This window comes from Leptospira levettii, assembly GCF_002812085.1.
GTDB classification, from domain to species: Bacteria; Spirochaetota; Leptospiria; order Leptospirales; family Leptospiraceae; genus Leptospira_A; species Leptospira_A levettii.
Genome location: NZ_NPDM01000004.1, coordinates 50,234 through 64,208 on the forward strand (window position 1 = coordinate 50,234; position 13,975 = coordinate 64,208).

General features: G+C 36.9%; 12 protein-coding genes and 1 pseudogene. 10 read left to right on the plus strand and 3 right to left on the minus strand.

All coding sequences use genetic code 11. From position 1 onward, the window contains the following. Positions 1-5 precede the first annotated feature (5 nt). Positions 6-1,754: pseudogene (locus CH354_RS12910) on the plus strand (acyl-CoA dehydrogenase family protein). A gap of 31 nt (positions 1,755-1,785) precedes the next feature. Here the strand turns inward: CH354_RS12910 and CH354_RS12915 are convergent. Then, positions 1,786-2,952 carry a serine hydrolase domain-containing protein gene (locus CH354_RS12915; RefSeq protein ID WP_243396081.1) on the minus strand — a complete coding sequence of 389 codons (1,167 nt, stop codon included), beginning with the start codon at positions 2,950-2,952 and terminating at the stop codon, positions 1,786-1,788. Between the two features lie 158 nt (positions 2,953-3,110). Between CH354_RS12915 and CH354_RS12920 the strand changes: the two genes are divergently transcribed. The 3 genes from CH354_RS12920 to CH354_RS12930 all read left to right on the plus strand — a co-directional run bounded on the left by CH354_RS12920 (position 3,111) and on the right by CH354_RS12930 (position 4,905). Next, positions 3,111-3,440, plus strand: coding sequence for an EF-hand domain-containing protein (locus CH354_RS12920; protein WP_100727798.1), 330 nt, complete (start codon positions 3,111-3,113; stop codon positions 3,438-3,440). Positions 3,441-3,866: 426 nt separating this feature from the next. Further along, positions 3,867-4,538: a PAQR family membrane homeostasis protein TrhA gene (gene trhA / locus CH354_RS12925; RefSeq protein ID WP_409036423.1), complete on the plus strand. Its 672-nt coding sequence runs from the start codon at positions 3,867-3,869 to the stop codon at positions 4,536-4,538. Between the two features lie 79 nt (positions 4,539-4,617). Beyond that, positions 4,618-4,905: a hypothetical protein gene (locus tag CH354_RS12930; protein WP_100766506.1), complete on the plus strand. Its 288-nt coding sequence runs from the start codon at positions 4,618-4,620 to the stop codon at positions 4,903-4,905. Positions 4,906-4,956: 51 nt separating this feature from the next. Here the strand turns inward: CH354_RS12930 and CH354_RS12935 are convergent, their stop codons facing one another. Then, positions 4,957-5,967, minus strand: a complete 1,011-nt coding sequence (locus tag CH354_RS12935) for an NAD(P)-dependent alcohol dehydrogenase (RefSeq protein WP_100766507.1) — start codon at positions 5,965-5,967, stop codon at positions 4,957-4,959. Positions 5,968-6,186: 219 nt separating this feature from the next. Between CH354_RS12935 and CH354_RS12940 the strand changes: the two genes are divergently transcribed. Continuing rightward, positions 6,187-6,741: a TetR/AcrR family transcriptional regulator gene (locus CH354_RS12940; RefSeq protein ID WP_243396082.1), complete on the plus strand. Its 555-nt coding sequence runs from the start codon at positions 6,187-6,189 to the stop codon at positions 6,739-6,741. A gap of 4 nt (positions 6,742-6,745) precedes the next feature. On the opposite strand, the gene CH354_RS12945 is transcribed toward CH354_RS12940, so the two are convergent. Continuing rightward, positions 6,746-8,590: an alginate export family protein gene (locus CH354_RS12945; protein ID WP_100766508.1), complete on the minus strand. Its 1,845-nt coding sequence runs from the start codon at positions 8,588-8,590 to the stop codon at positions 6,746-6,748. A 259-nt stretch (positions 8,591-8,849) separates the two neighbouring features. On the opposite strand from CH354_RS12945, the gene CH354_RS12950 reads away from it, so the two are divergent. Genes CH354_RS12950 through eboE form a run of 5 tightly spaced genes read left to right on the plus strand, consistent with a single transcriptional unit; the run spans position 8,850 to position 13,974 of the window. After that, positions 8,850-9,701 (plus strand): EboA domain-containing protein, encoded by an 852-nt coding sequence (locus CH354_RS12950; RefSeq protein WP_100766509.1) that lies wholly within the window; start codon positions 8,850-8,852, stop codon positions 9,699-9,701. Between the two features lie 6 nt (positions 9,702-9,707). After that, entirely contained in the window at positions 9,708-10,736 is a 1,029-nt protein-coding gene (locus CH354_RS12955; RefSeq protein WP_100727804.1) for a TatD family hydrolase, read from the plus strand. Beyond that, positions 10,737-11,600, plus strand: coding sequence for a UbiA-like protein EboC (gene eboC, locus CH354_RS12960; RefSeq protein ID WP_100727805.1), 864 nt, complete (start codon positions 10,737-10,739; stop codon positions 11,598-11,600). Positions 11,601-11,608: 8 nt separating this feature from the next. Next, complete coding sequence (locus CH354_RS12965) at positions 11,609-12,769, plus strand: 3-dehydroquinate synthase (RefSeq protein WP_165780370.1); 1,161 nt, start codon at positions 11,609-11,611, stop codon at positions 12,767-12,769. After that, entirely contained in the window at positions 12,766-13,974 is a 1,209-nt protein-coding gene (gene eboE / locus CH354_RS12970; protein ID WP_100727807.1) for a metabolite traffic protein EboE, read from the plus strand. The genes CH354_RS12965 and eboE overlap by 4 nt, the downstream gene beginning before the upstream one ends. Position 13,975 lies beyond the last annotated feature (1 nt).

Sequence of the window (13,975 nt, forward strand, 5' to 3'; positions counted from 1 at the left end):
CAAACATGATCGCAAATAACTATTTTTCAGATGATAAAGACTTACAATTAATTTATAACCAACTCATTGATTGGGAATCAATCGTAAAAGAAGCAGAAGGTGAAGATTTTATTGATCATAAAGTTTATACTGAAAGCAAAAATAATCGATATGAAATGGCACCTTCTTCCTTAGAAGAAGCCATGGAATTATACACTTCCAGTTTGGATGCAATGGGAGATTTTTTTGGCAAAGATGTATCTCAAAAATCTCAAATTATGGATCGAAACGAATTAAAGTATGAAAATGGAAAGGTAATCTTCCCAAAAGAAACCGTTGAGATTTATGAAAAATTTCGGAGTACGGGTCTTATGGGTTACTCACTGCCAAGAGAAGCAGGTGGATTGAATTTTCCTGCAACTGTCGGTGCATTTTATGCGATGATTATGGCGCGTGCGGATGTTGCTTTTTGTATGACAACAACACTCTTAAATTTAGCCCAAATAGTATCTAGATTTGGAACCGAAGAACAAATTGAAACCTATGCAACAAAGGCAGCAACTGGTGAGTGTTTATTTGCAATGTCACTCACAGAACCTGATTTTGGGTCTGACTTAAATAGTGTTAGGACAATTGCTGTCAAACAAGAAGATGGAAGTTATCGTTTAACAGGTACAAAACGATTTATTTCGCAAGGATGTGGTCTTGGCGACTATCCTGCACTTCTTTTGACACTTGCAAGAACAGGTAAACCTGATGGTGGTGCTCGTGGGCTTTCTGTTTTTTTGGTCAAAAGTTCTGACATCTCCATTGCTGGAATCGAGAAAAAAATGGGCCTTCATGGATCACCTACTTGTGAGATTGTTTATGATAATAGTTATGGGGAAATTTTGGGAGAAGAAGGTTTAGGACTCACTCGTTATACCGCTGGAATGACAAATTTTATGAGGCTTGTGAGTGCTTCAGGTGGTTGCGGTGGAGGAGCTGCTGCTTATTATGAATCCCTGAAGTATGCAAATGAAAGGAACCAATTTGGAAAACCAATTTATGAGATTCCCGCTGTCTATGAGATGGTGCATAAAATCAAACGCGAAACGAATGCTATGCGACTTCTGACACTTGAGACAGCTCGTGTGATTGATATGTACCAACACCATCAAATACGTTTAGAAAAACAATGAAAACCAGATCGTGACATCAGAAAGGATGAAAAAGTAAAATATTGGTCTACACTTGCTTCCATTTTGACTCCTATCGCAAAATATTATAGTTCAGAAGAAGGTCATAAAAATACAAGCATCGCTGTACAGGTCTTTGGTGGCGCTGGTTATACAGAAGACTATGATATTTCTAGAATGTTTCGTGATTCAAGGATCAATACCATTTATGAAGGGACTTCCCAAATCCATGTACGTATCGCAACAGGTGCAATCCTTGCAGGAATGGCAGGTGATGGAAATTTTAGGAAGTATCTCAATTCACTAAAAGCAGAGATTGGATCTCCATCTACATTTTTATTGGAACAGGAACGTGTATTGGAAGAATCAATTCGAGTGATGAGAAACATCCAAGAAGAAGTAAAAAAAGAAACAGTAGCTGAAAACTTAATGATACAAATGGCAAGATACCTCTGTAGTTTGTTATATGAAAAATCAATTTCAAAAATCAAGGATTCAGATTCCAAAGAAATTTGGCAAAAAGATTGCCGTGCTTATGTCATTGATAGTGCTGCTACCGCTCAGTCTTGTCTCTACCGAATCCAATACTTTGATTGATCTAGTATTGAAACTTTTTACTTAACGGTGGTTAGAATCCTTTCGACTGTCTCCAATATCCTTTGGATGGTGGTTGGATCACCATAACCACCGGCGGTTGTAACAATGACCATATCCATACTTGGGAAGGCGAAAATGAGTTGCCCACCATTCCCAAGTGCAACTGACCACGGAATTTTTTTCTCTTCCAAAATGGTTTCTCCAAGCCACCATTAGTATCCGTAAAATAGTGATTTTCCATCCTTACGGAATATTTTACCTGCGAATTGATTTGTTTTTTGAGAGAATCATCTAACCATTGTTTTGAGACAATCTGTTTTCCTTTCCAATTTCCTCCGTTTAAGACCAACCTTCCCAATTTTAACATATCCCTTGGTCTTAATCTAAGGCCTGCATGGGCAAGTGCTCTTCCATTTCTGTCCTCTACCCATTCAAAGTTGTGGATTTCTAATGGAGTGAATAACCATTCTTTCGCTAATTCTTTTAAGGATTTGTTTGTTTTTTTTGTTAGAATATCAGAAAGAACAGACGTTCCTCCTCCATTATAATTAAAAATAGTCCCTGGTGTATGGATTAAGTCACTGTCAAAAAAGAATTGGGTTAAGTCTTTTTTCCAAAGAAGTCGTGTTTCATCACTGAATAAAAATCCATACCTCCATTCTTCCCAATCAAGTCCACTACTCATTGTTAGAAGGTATTTCCATGTAATGATTTGTTTGGGATCATTTTTTGGAATTTGTAATTCTGGATAATACGATACCACTGGAACATCCACTCCATCGATTATTTTTTTATCGATAGCAATGCCAAATAGCAAAGAAACTACGGTTTTGCTAACAGACCTTACATCATGTAATGTATTTGAATCAAACTGAGTTTCCCCGTCGAAAGGAAACCTTGTGCCGTAGCGTTTGTTAAACGGATGGTCGGCTCTTGTATTGTAGACTTCGGTTACGATTTTACCATGCCTTTCGATGAGAAATGAATGAAATTCGCTGTCTTCGGAGCCAATTTCATGTACATACCCACAGAACTGATTTTGATCAAACTCTGTTTCTAGGTTTGTTGTAATTTGCCATTCACGATCTAAAATGGGTTTCGGGCAATTTTCAGTTTTTGTTGGTCCCGAATGGATGGTAGAGTAAACAAACGTTAGGATGAAAAGAGTGATTTGGGGGTAAGATTTATTAAGTTTCATTTTGAATGCGATGACAAGTTACCCGAAACCATAAACAAACAAATGTCGTTAGGGAATCACAAATTAGAATTATTTTTAAAAAAAGGAATCGGTTAAAATTTTAATGAAGGTGTTGACTTGTTTCCAAAATGGGGTAACAATTCGGCAGAGGTTTTTTTATGAAAAAAATTCTAAGCTTATTTCTTTGTTTCACTTTCCTTGTGACAGCTTCAGTCATTGCCCATGACCATGAAGGCAAAGGAAAACATCCTATGGCCGGTGAACATTTTAAAAAGATGGATACCAATGATGATAAAAAAGTGTCAAAAGAAGAATGGCAAAAATTCCATGATGGTTTTTTCCAAGAATTGGACAAAGATGGTGACGGTTCTGTTTCTTTAGAAGAATTAAAAGAGAAACGAATGGACCAAAAAGAGAAAATGAAGGATAAAGCCAAAGAAAAGAAAAAACAAGGGAAAGAAAAAGACCAATCCAAAGATTCAGAGTGATCTAATTCCTTTTTCGTGGAGGATCGTTTTTTGTTACCTATGGAATTTTCCAAAGGGGAAACAATGAGTCAAACGGTTCTCCATTGGAACGAATGGTGAATCACATTTGTTCCGAAGTTTTAGAAATCGAAATCAATTCGATTGGCAAAAAGAAACCAATTTGATCCCTTTCACTCATTTTTTTGAAACCTTTCTTTCGATTGACCTTCTTACAATATAAGAGTGTGATACAAGCAGTCAAAACGAATGAAAGCCAAAAAAGCGAAAGCAAAACAGAAACCTTCTCCTAAAAAACAAAAACCAACATCTAAAAAACGTTCGACTCAAAAAACGATTTCTACGTCGAAACAGTATTCGAATCATAAGAGAACAAATCGTCCGTACTTCTCTGAACCTACGTCTGGGAATGAGGAAAACCTTCATCCCATGAAAGAACTGATTGATACAGTACATGAATATTCCATCGGCCATGAAATCGCCAATGCAGTGACTCATGGAATTGGAGGGGGCTTAAGCATTGCTGGTCTTTCTTTGTTATTGACGATGGCAGTTTTGTATGGAGATGTTTGGCATGTAGTGAGTTCCGCCATTTATGGAGCAACTCTCATCATTTTATACTTAGCTTCTACTCTTTACCATGGAATATACCACACAGCCACAAAAAAAGTATTTAAAGTGATCGATCACGCATCCATATATCTCTTAATCGCTGGTACATATACTCCATTTACGCTTGTTAGTTTGCGTGAGAATTCTGAATGGGGATGGGTATTATTTGGTTTGATTTGGATCCTTGCACTCATTGGAGTTGTTTTACTATTACTATTCCCTGGAAAGTATAGTGGCCTTCGTGTAACTGTATATATCATAATGGGTTGGCTTGCCATCTTCGTGATGAAAGACATCCGAGCTGCCATTGGAGTCGGTGGAATGTCCTGGTTAGTCGCTGGTGGACTCAGTTATACATTTGGTGTGATTTTTTATCTATGGGATCGTTTGCCAATGAACCACGCGATTTGGCATCTTTTTGTTCTTTCAGGGAGCATTTGTCATTTTTTTGCGATTTTATTTTATGTCATACCCTCAGTACCAAAATAAAAAATTGGTTTGTCAAAATATTTCGAACACATAGAATTTCCCTTCTTCTCTGCCATACGGTGGAAAAGTAGGAGAATATATGAGAACATTGGTCACGTTTAGTTTTGCCTTGATGGTTTTGTTTTCATCAACGGCAATCTTCGCTGAGGATTGTTTTTTGTGTGGGAATGGAAGCACAAATGGATGCCAACAATGCCGGGGAAAAGACCGCAAAGCTTGTGAAGAAAAAGGATGCAAAATCTCCGGAACTGCTTCTTGTTCTACGGCAGCAAATGTAAAGGTTTGTCAATCGGATCGAGTGTATACTGATTTAACATTCGGTGGAAATAAAAAACAAGTAAACCATTCTCAATTGAAGATCAATTGATCCCGATGGAATCCTACCTAATTTGAATTAGGTGGGATTCCAAATTTCACTTCATCTCTTTGTTACATCAATCACTACATTCCCCTTTTTATGACCAGCTTCTACATAATGATGAGCTTCTACCATTTCTTCTAAAGGATAATGCCGATCAATGTAGGTTTTGTATTTGCCAAGATTGGTTAAAGAAACAAGGAAATTCAAATTTTCTAATGTTTCTTTTATCGGTCCAAAATGAATTTTTTTTCTTTTGAAAAGTGATAAACAAAATGATTCCCACATTTGGCGAAAGGTAGCTCCTACTAAAACTAAATTGCCACCTTCCTTTAAATGTTTTAAATTTTTATCAATCGTTGTTTTACCAACACATTCAAATACGATATCGTATTTGTTATTTTCTGGCAGTGAAAAAAATTGATCGTAATCAAATGATTCATCAGCACCTAAAGATTTTAGGAGTGGTATATTTTCTTTACTACATACAGTTGTAACAATTGCCCCGAAATGTTTAGCAATCTGGATTGTTGCAGTTCCTACCGCACTTGATGCTCCGTAGATCAGGATTGTCTGTTTTGTATGAACATTACATTTTTGAAGGAAATCAACTGCGGTAAGACCACCAAAGGAAAGAGTTGCTCCTTCCGCAAAACTGATTCCAGAGGTAAATTTTGTGATCGTCGATTTTTCAGAGACACAAATGTATTCTGCATACGTTCCCATCTTCATTCCTGGTGAACCAAGTACCTTGTCTCCAACTTGAAATTTTGTAACCTTTTTGCCAACGGCTTCGACGATTCCCGAAAAACTGATACCTAATACAACAGATCTAGGTTTGAAGATTCCGAAAAACAAACGAACTATTTTTGGATCTGGTTTTCGTAGTCTCCAGTCAGCAGAATTGACTGATGTATTCACGATCCGAATCAAAATTTGATCCTCTTTTGGTTTTGGGATTTCCCATTCTTCTAGTTTTAAAACTTCTGGTGGACCATATTTTCTATTTGTGATGACTCTCAATGGGAAAACTCCTGCAGATGAAATTAACTTACAGTGTAAGCCTGTCAAGGAAATATATTTCTATTGGAACGATGAAAATTTTAATAAGTAGTGGATTTTATGATGAAGGAAGGTTAAAATATATCATCAAAACTGAAATAAAATAGGGAGATCAGTGGATTGGCTATCCAAAAAAAGATTCAAAAACCAAGGAAGTCACTTTCAAAAGAACTTTTGATTGAAACATCAATCTCTTTTGCGGACAAATCAGGAATAAATTCCTTGTCCATGAGAAACCTAGCAACTCTGTTAGGTGTTGAAGCCATGTCTTTGTACAATCATATCCAAAACAAAGATGAGTTGTTAGACGGAATGGTTGAAAATTGTGTAAAACATTTCACCTTTCCTAAAGTAGGTGGCTATTGGAGAAAGGAGATGAAAAAACGTGCAAAATCTGTGCGAAAAATCCTCCTTTTACACCCATGGTTGACGATGTTACTTGTTTCAAGAGTGAATGTAGGAGAAAATTTACTTAAATATTTTAATGATACTTTGGGTTGTTTGGTGGAGTCTGGATTTTCCTATAAACAAGCAGACCAAATGATCATTGCCATTGATGCCCATATTTATGGTTTTACATTACAGGAATTAAATTTTCCGTTTAAAACAGAAGAGTATTCGCAAAAAGCCACTGAATACTTACCAATGATCCCAAAAGATCAGTTGCCATACTTTTACCAACTAACAAAAGATGTGGCAACGAGGAAATATAATGGAAAACATAATTTTGAATTTGGGTTGGACTTAATCCTTGATGGATTCCATCCAGATCCCAAATCTTAATTATTTAAATAGCAAATACTGTTTGGAAGGTGAAAAAACTAGCATTTGGTTTGAAATCATACCTGTGATATGGATCTGCCTGGTAAGGATTATTTTTTTGGTTTCGAATTGCATCTCCTGCATATAGGGAACTTGCTCCAAACCAAAAAGAGACGTTTTCAAATGGTGTAACGATATAAATCAAATTGATTTCTGTCGCGACATGTTTTCCTAATTTTGGCCGATTCGGATTGTAAGCTTCCGTGTTATAAAAATCTTCCGTTGATGCAGTTTCACCTGTTGCCTTACTTCCTGTCACATAGTTATTGTTTTCATAATAACCATCTTGTAATTTCGTTTTGTAGTACCAGTGAGGGTTGATGATAAACGTTCCCCATTTTGGAGATTCGTATTTGATGTGAATGGAATAATCTTTTATATTTTGCCAAAACACTAAACCCGAATTTCCATTTCCTGCAAAAGGAATAGCGCCTCCCGCCATCCTTCTTGTGGCAAATAAAGGGTTGTAAGTGGCAACACTTCCATCATTTCGATTCGGATCTCCAGAAGCTTGCACATACTGTATCCCAATTCTAAATTCTTTTACCGGAGTATAACCTAACTGAGCTGCTACGATATTCGCCTTATAACGTACCGGATCCGAATAAGGAGGTGGGGCACCCGTTGTTTTATTGGTTTTTAAAGCACCGTTTTGGTTAATCCAATCAGGTGATACTCTTTCTCCATTAAATCCCGTTTGCCACGCCGCTTCCACCATCCAGTCAATTCCAGTTTCTTTTGGTAAAGAATTACTTTTCGTACGGTTTGTTAATCGAAATCCTGTTGTATTCAATTGGTCAGGATCACGGTAATAAATTTCAGATCCATATGGAGTGGTATTAGTTGCCTTTAACCTTTGTTTGTATAGGGTAAAGTTATATACTTCTATCCCCAGCCATTCCCAAGGTTTGACGCCGTAATGGACACCATAATAGGATGCATTCCCAGGACCATTTAAACGAGTTGAATTATTGGACACCATACTGTTTGCATTGTTTTCGGAACTGACAATGGCACCAAACACATCTAAGGTTTGTTTTTGGACGGTTAGAGTTGCCCTGACAGCATCAAAAGAGTTCCCATTCAAACTATCATTCCGTGCACCAAGGATCCTTCCATCACCGAAGTCTAAGATTTGACGTCCAGTTCTGACTCGAAACATTTGGTTTGTGGTTTTTAGGTCCAAAAATGCTTCTCTAAATCCAGTAAAATTGTTTAAAGCGACTTCTCTTTGTCTTGTTGTATCAATTGTTGTTCCTACATTTGAAATCACACCAAGTTTTTGATCAGCAGTACCAGTTGTGATTTCACCTCCCCATAACCTAACATCTTGGAAGGTGAGTTTAAATGTGATATTCGGAGAAACATCTCCAATCAAATAAAATTGTGTTTGGTTTGTCACCGTATTTCTGTTATCCGCCGTAGAACGATCGAAGTCGGTATTGTACAAAGAATCTGCTTTGGGACGTAATCCAAATCCCACTCGGAAACGATCTGCAAACCACAAACTTTTGTTCTCTTGGATGGCTTTTTTTTGTTTGTTGGTGATCTGGAAATTTTTGAAGTATTCTCCGGAAAGATTCCCTTTCATGGGACTTACATACTCAGCTGGTTCTTCAGGTACAACTTGTGTTTCTTTTAGTTGTTCCTGAGGAGGTGATACCTGTGGCGGAGCGGGTGGTGGATTCTGCGGTTCCGGTGTTTCCTTTTTAACAGGTGTAATGAACTGAGCTTCGATTTCTCCTGTACCAAAAAAGAGAGTGGTGCTGATGAGTAGTCCGATGATTAGTTTATAAAATTGCATGTACATTTGGTACTCCCGTGATTTTTGCCAGTGAACATGAGACCTTAGCTGTTTCCTATCCATAAATTTCCAGATGCGTAGGACACCTAATTTTAAAGTTGGATTTTGTACAGTTTATTGAAGATTTTGGATACTATTTTTTTAGTCTGGAAAAGAGACATACTCATGGTTGAAAATTAGGCAAAAGCAGGAAAGGATCGTAAAACTACTAATATTTGGTTTACTCCACTTTTGTTCCCAAAAATCATTCTCTTAGTTGTTTTTTATGTTAACTTCTAATTCCGCCTATTTTTATCCTTTGCTTGGAAAACATACAACCGAAGCAGAAATGAAGTGGTTGGACTCGATTCCGAAAGACAATCCAAATGCACTGATGACTGCCTTTGTCAAAGCACCAAGGTTTCTCTCAAAAACCATCATACAAGAAGAGTTAAAAGATCAAAATTTAATTCCAAATCTACCTGGGTTTCAAGTGAACAATTGGAATTTGGTTCGTTTAAGTCGTGTTTGGTTCTTAAGTTTTCTAGTAACTCTCTCTAAAAACGAATTGATCGAAAAAATTGAGACCTTATTTGATACTGCGGAATTAAATGAATTGGTTGCCTTGTTTTCGTCCTTATCCATTCTCCCATACCCACAAGTTTGGTTGCCGAGAGCAACGGATGCAGTTCGATCCAATATGGGATTTGTTTTTGATGCAATTGCTTTACATAACCCTTTCCCATACCATGAATTTCCTGAATTAGCTTGGAACCAATTGGTTTTAAAAACAATCTTCAATGAAAAACCAATTCAAATGATTTATGGATTGTCACAAAGAAAAAACCAAAACCTAGCAATCAGTCTAATTAGTTTTGTGAAAGAAAGGTGGTCTGCGGGAAGGGATGTCCCTCCCGAGATTTGGCAATTAATGGTACCTTATCTTTCAGAAGGTGAACTCTACCTTGTGGAAACTTTATTCAAATCACGTAGAGAAGAAGATGTGATCGCAGCTAGTTTGATTTGTTCACAATCAGAATTGAAATCTTTCCAATTATTACTAACAAAACATCCAAAATTCCAAGAAGAGATTCAAAATGGGAAATGGGATTGGTCTAAATTAGGAAACAATCATTAATTTTTTATGTGTGAAAAACAATCAGATTTAAAAACAAATCCTTCCCATTTTGAGAATCCGAAAAAAACAACAGATACACCTACGCACATGGATTTGAAATGGGATGAATATAAAGATAAAATCCAAGGATTTAAATTTTTTGATCCTCATATTCATATGGTTTCGCGGACAACTGATGATTACCAAAATATGGCACAAGCCGGTATCGTTGCCGTCATTGAACCTGCTTTTTGGGTAGGACAACCCCGCACTGGACTTTCAAGTTTTAAAGACTATTACAGTAGTCTTGTGGGTTGGGAACGGTTTCGATCTTCTCAGTTTGGAATTAAACATTATTGTACCATGGGTCTTAATTCGAGAGAAGCAAATAACGAACGATTGGCGGAAGAAGTCATGGAGATTTTACCTCTTTATGTTTATAAAGAGGGAGTAGTAGGGATTGGAGAAATTGGATTTGATGACCAAACGGAATTAGAAGAAAAATACTATCGTTTACAGTTGGAATTAGCTAAAGAAGCCAAATTACCAGTACAAATCCATACTCCTCATAGAGATAAAAAAAGGGGAACTGAGAGGAGCATGTCAATCGCCATCGAACATGGATTAGATCCTTCTTGGGTCATAGTGGATCATAACAATGAAGAGACGGTTAAATCAGTGTTAGACCAAGGGTTTTACGCTGCCTTCACAATCTATCCATTTACAAAAATGGGAAACAAAAGAATGGTATCTATTGTAGAACAATATGGTGCTGAAAGAATCATGATCAATTCAAGTGCGGATTGGGGGATATCAGATCCACTTGCCATTCCCAAAACTGCTGCTCTTATGGTAAGCCGTGGGATACCAAATGATGTTATCCGTAAGGTGACATACGAAAATGCAATCGAAGCATTTGCCAAAAGTGGTCAAATCCAAGTATCTGATTTTGAATTGAGTATTCCTTCAGATCCAAATGAAAAATTCCATGGGAATTCTGTTTTGCGAGGTGGGCAACTTCCCAAATGGAATCAAAACTCTCTCTACATCGATTAAATGAATTTTAAAAGTTACCTCATCTTACTAAGACCAGCAAATCTTGTCACAGCAGTCGCAGATATTTTAGCGGGTATGGCCATTGTTTCTTTTCCTTGGGTGAAGGAGGGTGGTTTATTAATCCTTGCTAGTATTTGTTTGTATGGTGGTGGTGTTGTCCTCAATGATTATTTTGATCGGAATATCGATTCAATCGAAAGACCGGAAAGACCTATCCCGTCGGGAAAAGTATCTGCAAACCATGCATTGTATTTGGGAATTTTTTTGTTTTGTTTGGGACTTCTTTTTTCTTTCCTATACAGTGAAATCAGTTTTATCATTTCAATTTTGATTGTCGTATTTGTTATTACTTACAATCGTTTTGCGAAACATCATTTGGTTTTGGGTCCTATCGTAATGGGATTATGCAGAGGCCTTAATTTGGTATTAGGTATGACAATCCTAAAATCAATTCCATATTCGCTTGTGAGTCTATCGGTTTTACCGATTTTTTATATCGCCGCTATCACATCCATTAGCCAAAATGAAGTTTTTGGAGGTGGCAAAATTCGGTTTTATGTAGCAGGATTTTTGTATCTGGCTGTATTTTGTTCCCAAACAATCTATTCCATTTACAATCACACCATCCTTTTTACTTTGCCTTTTATCACACTACATTCGTTGATTTTATTCCCAACACTATGGCGAGTGATCCAAAATCCTTCACCAACTTTGATCGGGAAGTCCGTAAAAATGGGAGTATTAACGTTAATTCTTTTGAACGTTAGTTTTTCTGCCGCTTCAGGGGTGATACCAATTACAATTCTCATCCTTTTTTTGTTACCTTTGTCATTTTTAATCGCAAAGTATTTTGCAGTCACATAACAGAGATAATGGTAAATCAATTTAAAAGGATTCAATCTGAGTTTCAAGTATCATATCGATACGAAGTATTTTTCACAAAACATTTGTTTGCTTTGGAAAATTTAGTTCTACAAAACTTCTTTGGATTACAAGAACCAGAAGGAGTCAAAAAGAAAGTTTTGGTAGTTGTAGATGAAGGAATCCTTGTACATCAAAAACATATTTTGGAATCCATTCATTCCTATTTTGAAACAAATGTAACATCTGTTCAATTGGTAAAAACGATTTTGACGATTCCTGGAGGAGAAAATTCCAAAAACCAAAGTGAATCATGGGAATTGGTTTCCTCCGCCATCAGTGAGTATGGAATTGATAGACACTCTTATGTTATGGCCATTGGAGGTGGTGCTTTTCTTGATATGGTTGGATTTGCAACAGCGGTATCCCACCGCGGGATTCGTTTGTTAAGAGTTCCGACAACTGTGCTTTCCCAAAATGATTCGGGAGTAGGGGTTAAAAATAGCATCAATTACTTTGGGAAAAAAAACTTTTTAGGCACATTTGCACCACCTATTGCTGTTTTTAATGACTCCTCGTTTCTTGTTTCTTTGGATGAGAGAGATTGGCGTTCTGGGATAGCGGAAGCTGTAAAAGTATCTTTGATTAAAGAGGAATCTTTTTTTTGTTGGATAGAATCGAATGTGAATTCACTCGTGAACCGAGACATGGATGTGATGGAACAGTTAGTGTATGACTGTGCAAGGCTTCATATGGAACACATTCGCAGTGGGGATCCCTTCGAATTTGGATCGTCAAGGCCTTTGGATTTTGGACATTGGTTTGCCCATAAATTAGAATACCTTTCCAATTTTTCAATTCGACATGGTGAAGCAGTGGCGGTGGGAATTGCACTTGATTCGATCTATTCATTTTTGTGTGGTGATTTAAAAGAATCAGAATATTTGCGTATCTTACGTTTGTTATTGGGGCTTGGCTTTACATTCGATTTCCCCATTTTACTGGAGAAAGGAAAAGAAAACTTAGAAATTGCTTTAGAAGAGTTTAGAGAACATCTTGGGGGAAAACTCACATTGCTAATGCTAAATGGAATAGGGAAACCGAAAGAGGTTTATCACATGGATCAATCAATCTTAATGTCTGCTTTTGAAACTTTGGTCAATTTCCATTGAGAACAAAATTTGGACATGTAACCTATTGTTCCAATATCCATTTGGGAGAATCATGGGAAGACCATTTTGAAGAATTAAAAACCTATCTACCTAAAATCAAAACACAATTTTCACCGAATGAACCTTTTGGAATTGGCCTTCGATTGTCAAATGAAGCTTCGGTAAGCCTTAGCCAATCGGATACTCTATTCGAATGGAAAAAATGGCTCAAACAGGAGTCGATGTATGTGATATCAATCAATGGATTTCCGTATGGAGGATTCCATTCCGAAGTTGTGAAAGAAGGTGTTTATCATCCGGATTGGTCAACTCTCGAAAGGTATGAATATACAAAACGGTTGTTTTTTTTATTAAATGAAATGTTACCAGAAGGCGAAGAAGGAGGTGTTTCCACGCCTCCACTTTCGTATCTCTATTTTGATTCCAATGAAACGGATTTAGTCAAAAGAAAAAAAAATTGTACTCATTACATCATTCAAACTTTAGTCGACCTAATCCGAATCAAAAAAAAGGAATCACGAATCCTACACTTAGACATTGAACCAGAACCTGATGGTTTCCTCGGAACCTTTGTTAACTTGGTGAATTGGTATGAAAATGAACTTTTGCCAATGGCAATACCAATCTTAAATCAAGAATTTGGATTTGATGAAGGAATTGCCATCCAAAATACCAAAGAACATATTCGATTTTGTTTGGATGTATGCCACCTAGCAGTGACACACGAGATTAATGATGTTTTATTTTCAGAGTTAAAACGAACTGGAATCAAAGTGGGTAGGATCCAAGTGAGTTCCGCATTGAAGGTGGATTTTTCCGAATCGATCGAAGGAAAACTCAAATTATTAAAACCATTTGATGAAAAAAAATACTTACACCAAGTTGTGGCAGTGAAACAAAATGGAACAAAACTTTCGTTTAAAGATTTAGGGGAAGCGATTATGAATGGTGCAGAGTTGGGTGAAGAATGGAGAATTCATTTTCATGTTCCGATTTTTTTGGATTCTTATGGTGAGTTTTTGTCTACCCAAGAAGAATTGCTTACGGTTTTGAAGATGCAGAAACAATTCCCTTTTACAAATGTATTAGAAATTGAAACTTACACTTGGAATGTCCTTCCGACACCATTACAAATTTCTCTAGAATCCTCCATTATAAGAGAACTCGATTGGTTAAAAACAAATTTGAGTGAAAAGAAGAACTAAT

Excerpts from the sequence above, each read along its gene's own strand:
- CH354_RS12915 (WP_243396081.1), bottom strand. The coding sequence starts at position 2,952 with ATGAAACTTAATAAATCTTACCCCCAAATCACTCTTTTCATCCTAACG.
- CH354_RS12920 (WP_100727798.1), top strand. The coding sequence starts at position 3,111 with ATGAAAAAAATTCTAAGCTTATTTCTTTGTTTCACTTTCCTTGTGACA.
- trhA (WP_409036423.1), top strand. The coding sequence starts at position 3,867 with ATGAAAGAACTGATTGATACAGTACATGAATATTCCATCGGCCATGAA.
- CH354_RS12930 (WP_100766506.1), top strand. The coding sequence starts at position 4,618 with ATGAGAACATTGGTCACGTTTAGTTTTGCCTTGATGGTTTTGTTTTCA.
- CH354_RS12940 (WP_243396082.1), top strand. The coding sequence starts at position 6,187 with ATGAGAAACCTAGCAACTCTGTTAGGTGTTGAAGCCATGTCTTTGTAC.
- CH354_RS12945 (WP_100766508.1), bottom strand. The coding sequence starts at position 8,590 with ATGTACATGCAATTTTATAAACTAATCATCGGACTACTCATCAGCACC.
- CH354_RS12950 (WP_100766509.1), top strand. The coding sequence starts at position 8,850 with ATGTTAACTTCTAATTCCGCCTATTTTTATCCTTTGCTTGGAAAACAT.
- CH354_RS12955 (WP_100727804.1), top strand. The coding sequence starts at position 9,708 with ATGTGTGAAAAACAATCAGATTTAAAAACAAATCCTTCCCATTTTGAG.
- eboC (WP_100727805.1), top strand. The coding sequence starts at position 10,737 with ATGAATTTTAAAAGTTACCTCATCTTACTAAGACCAGCAAATCTTGTC.
- CH354_RS12965 (WP_165780370.1), top strand. The coding sequence starts at position 11,609 with ATGGTAAATCAATTTAAAAGGATTCAATCTGAGTTTCAAGTATCATAT.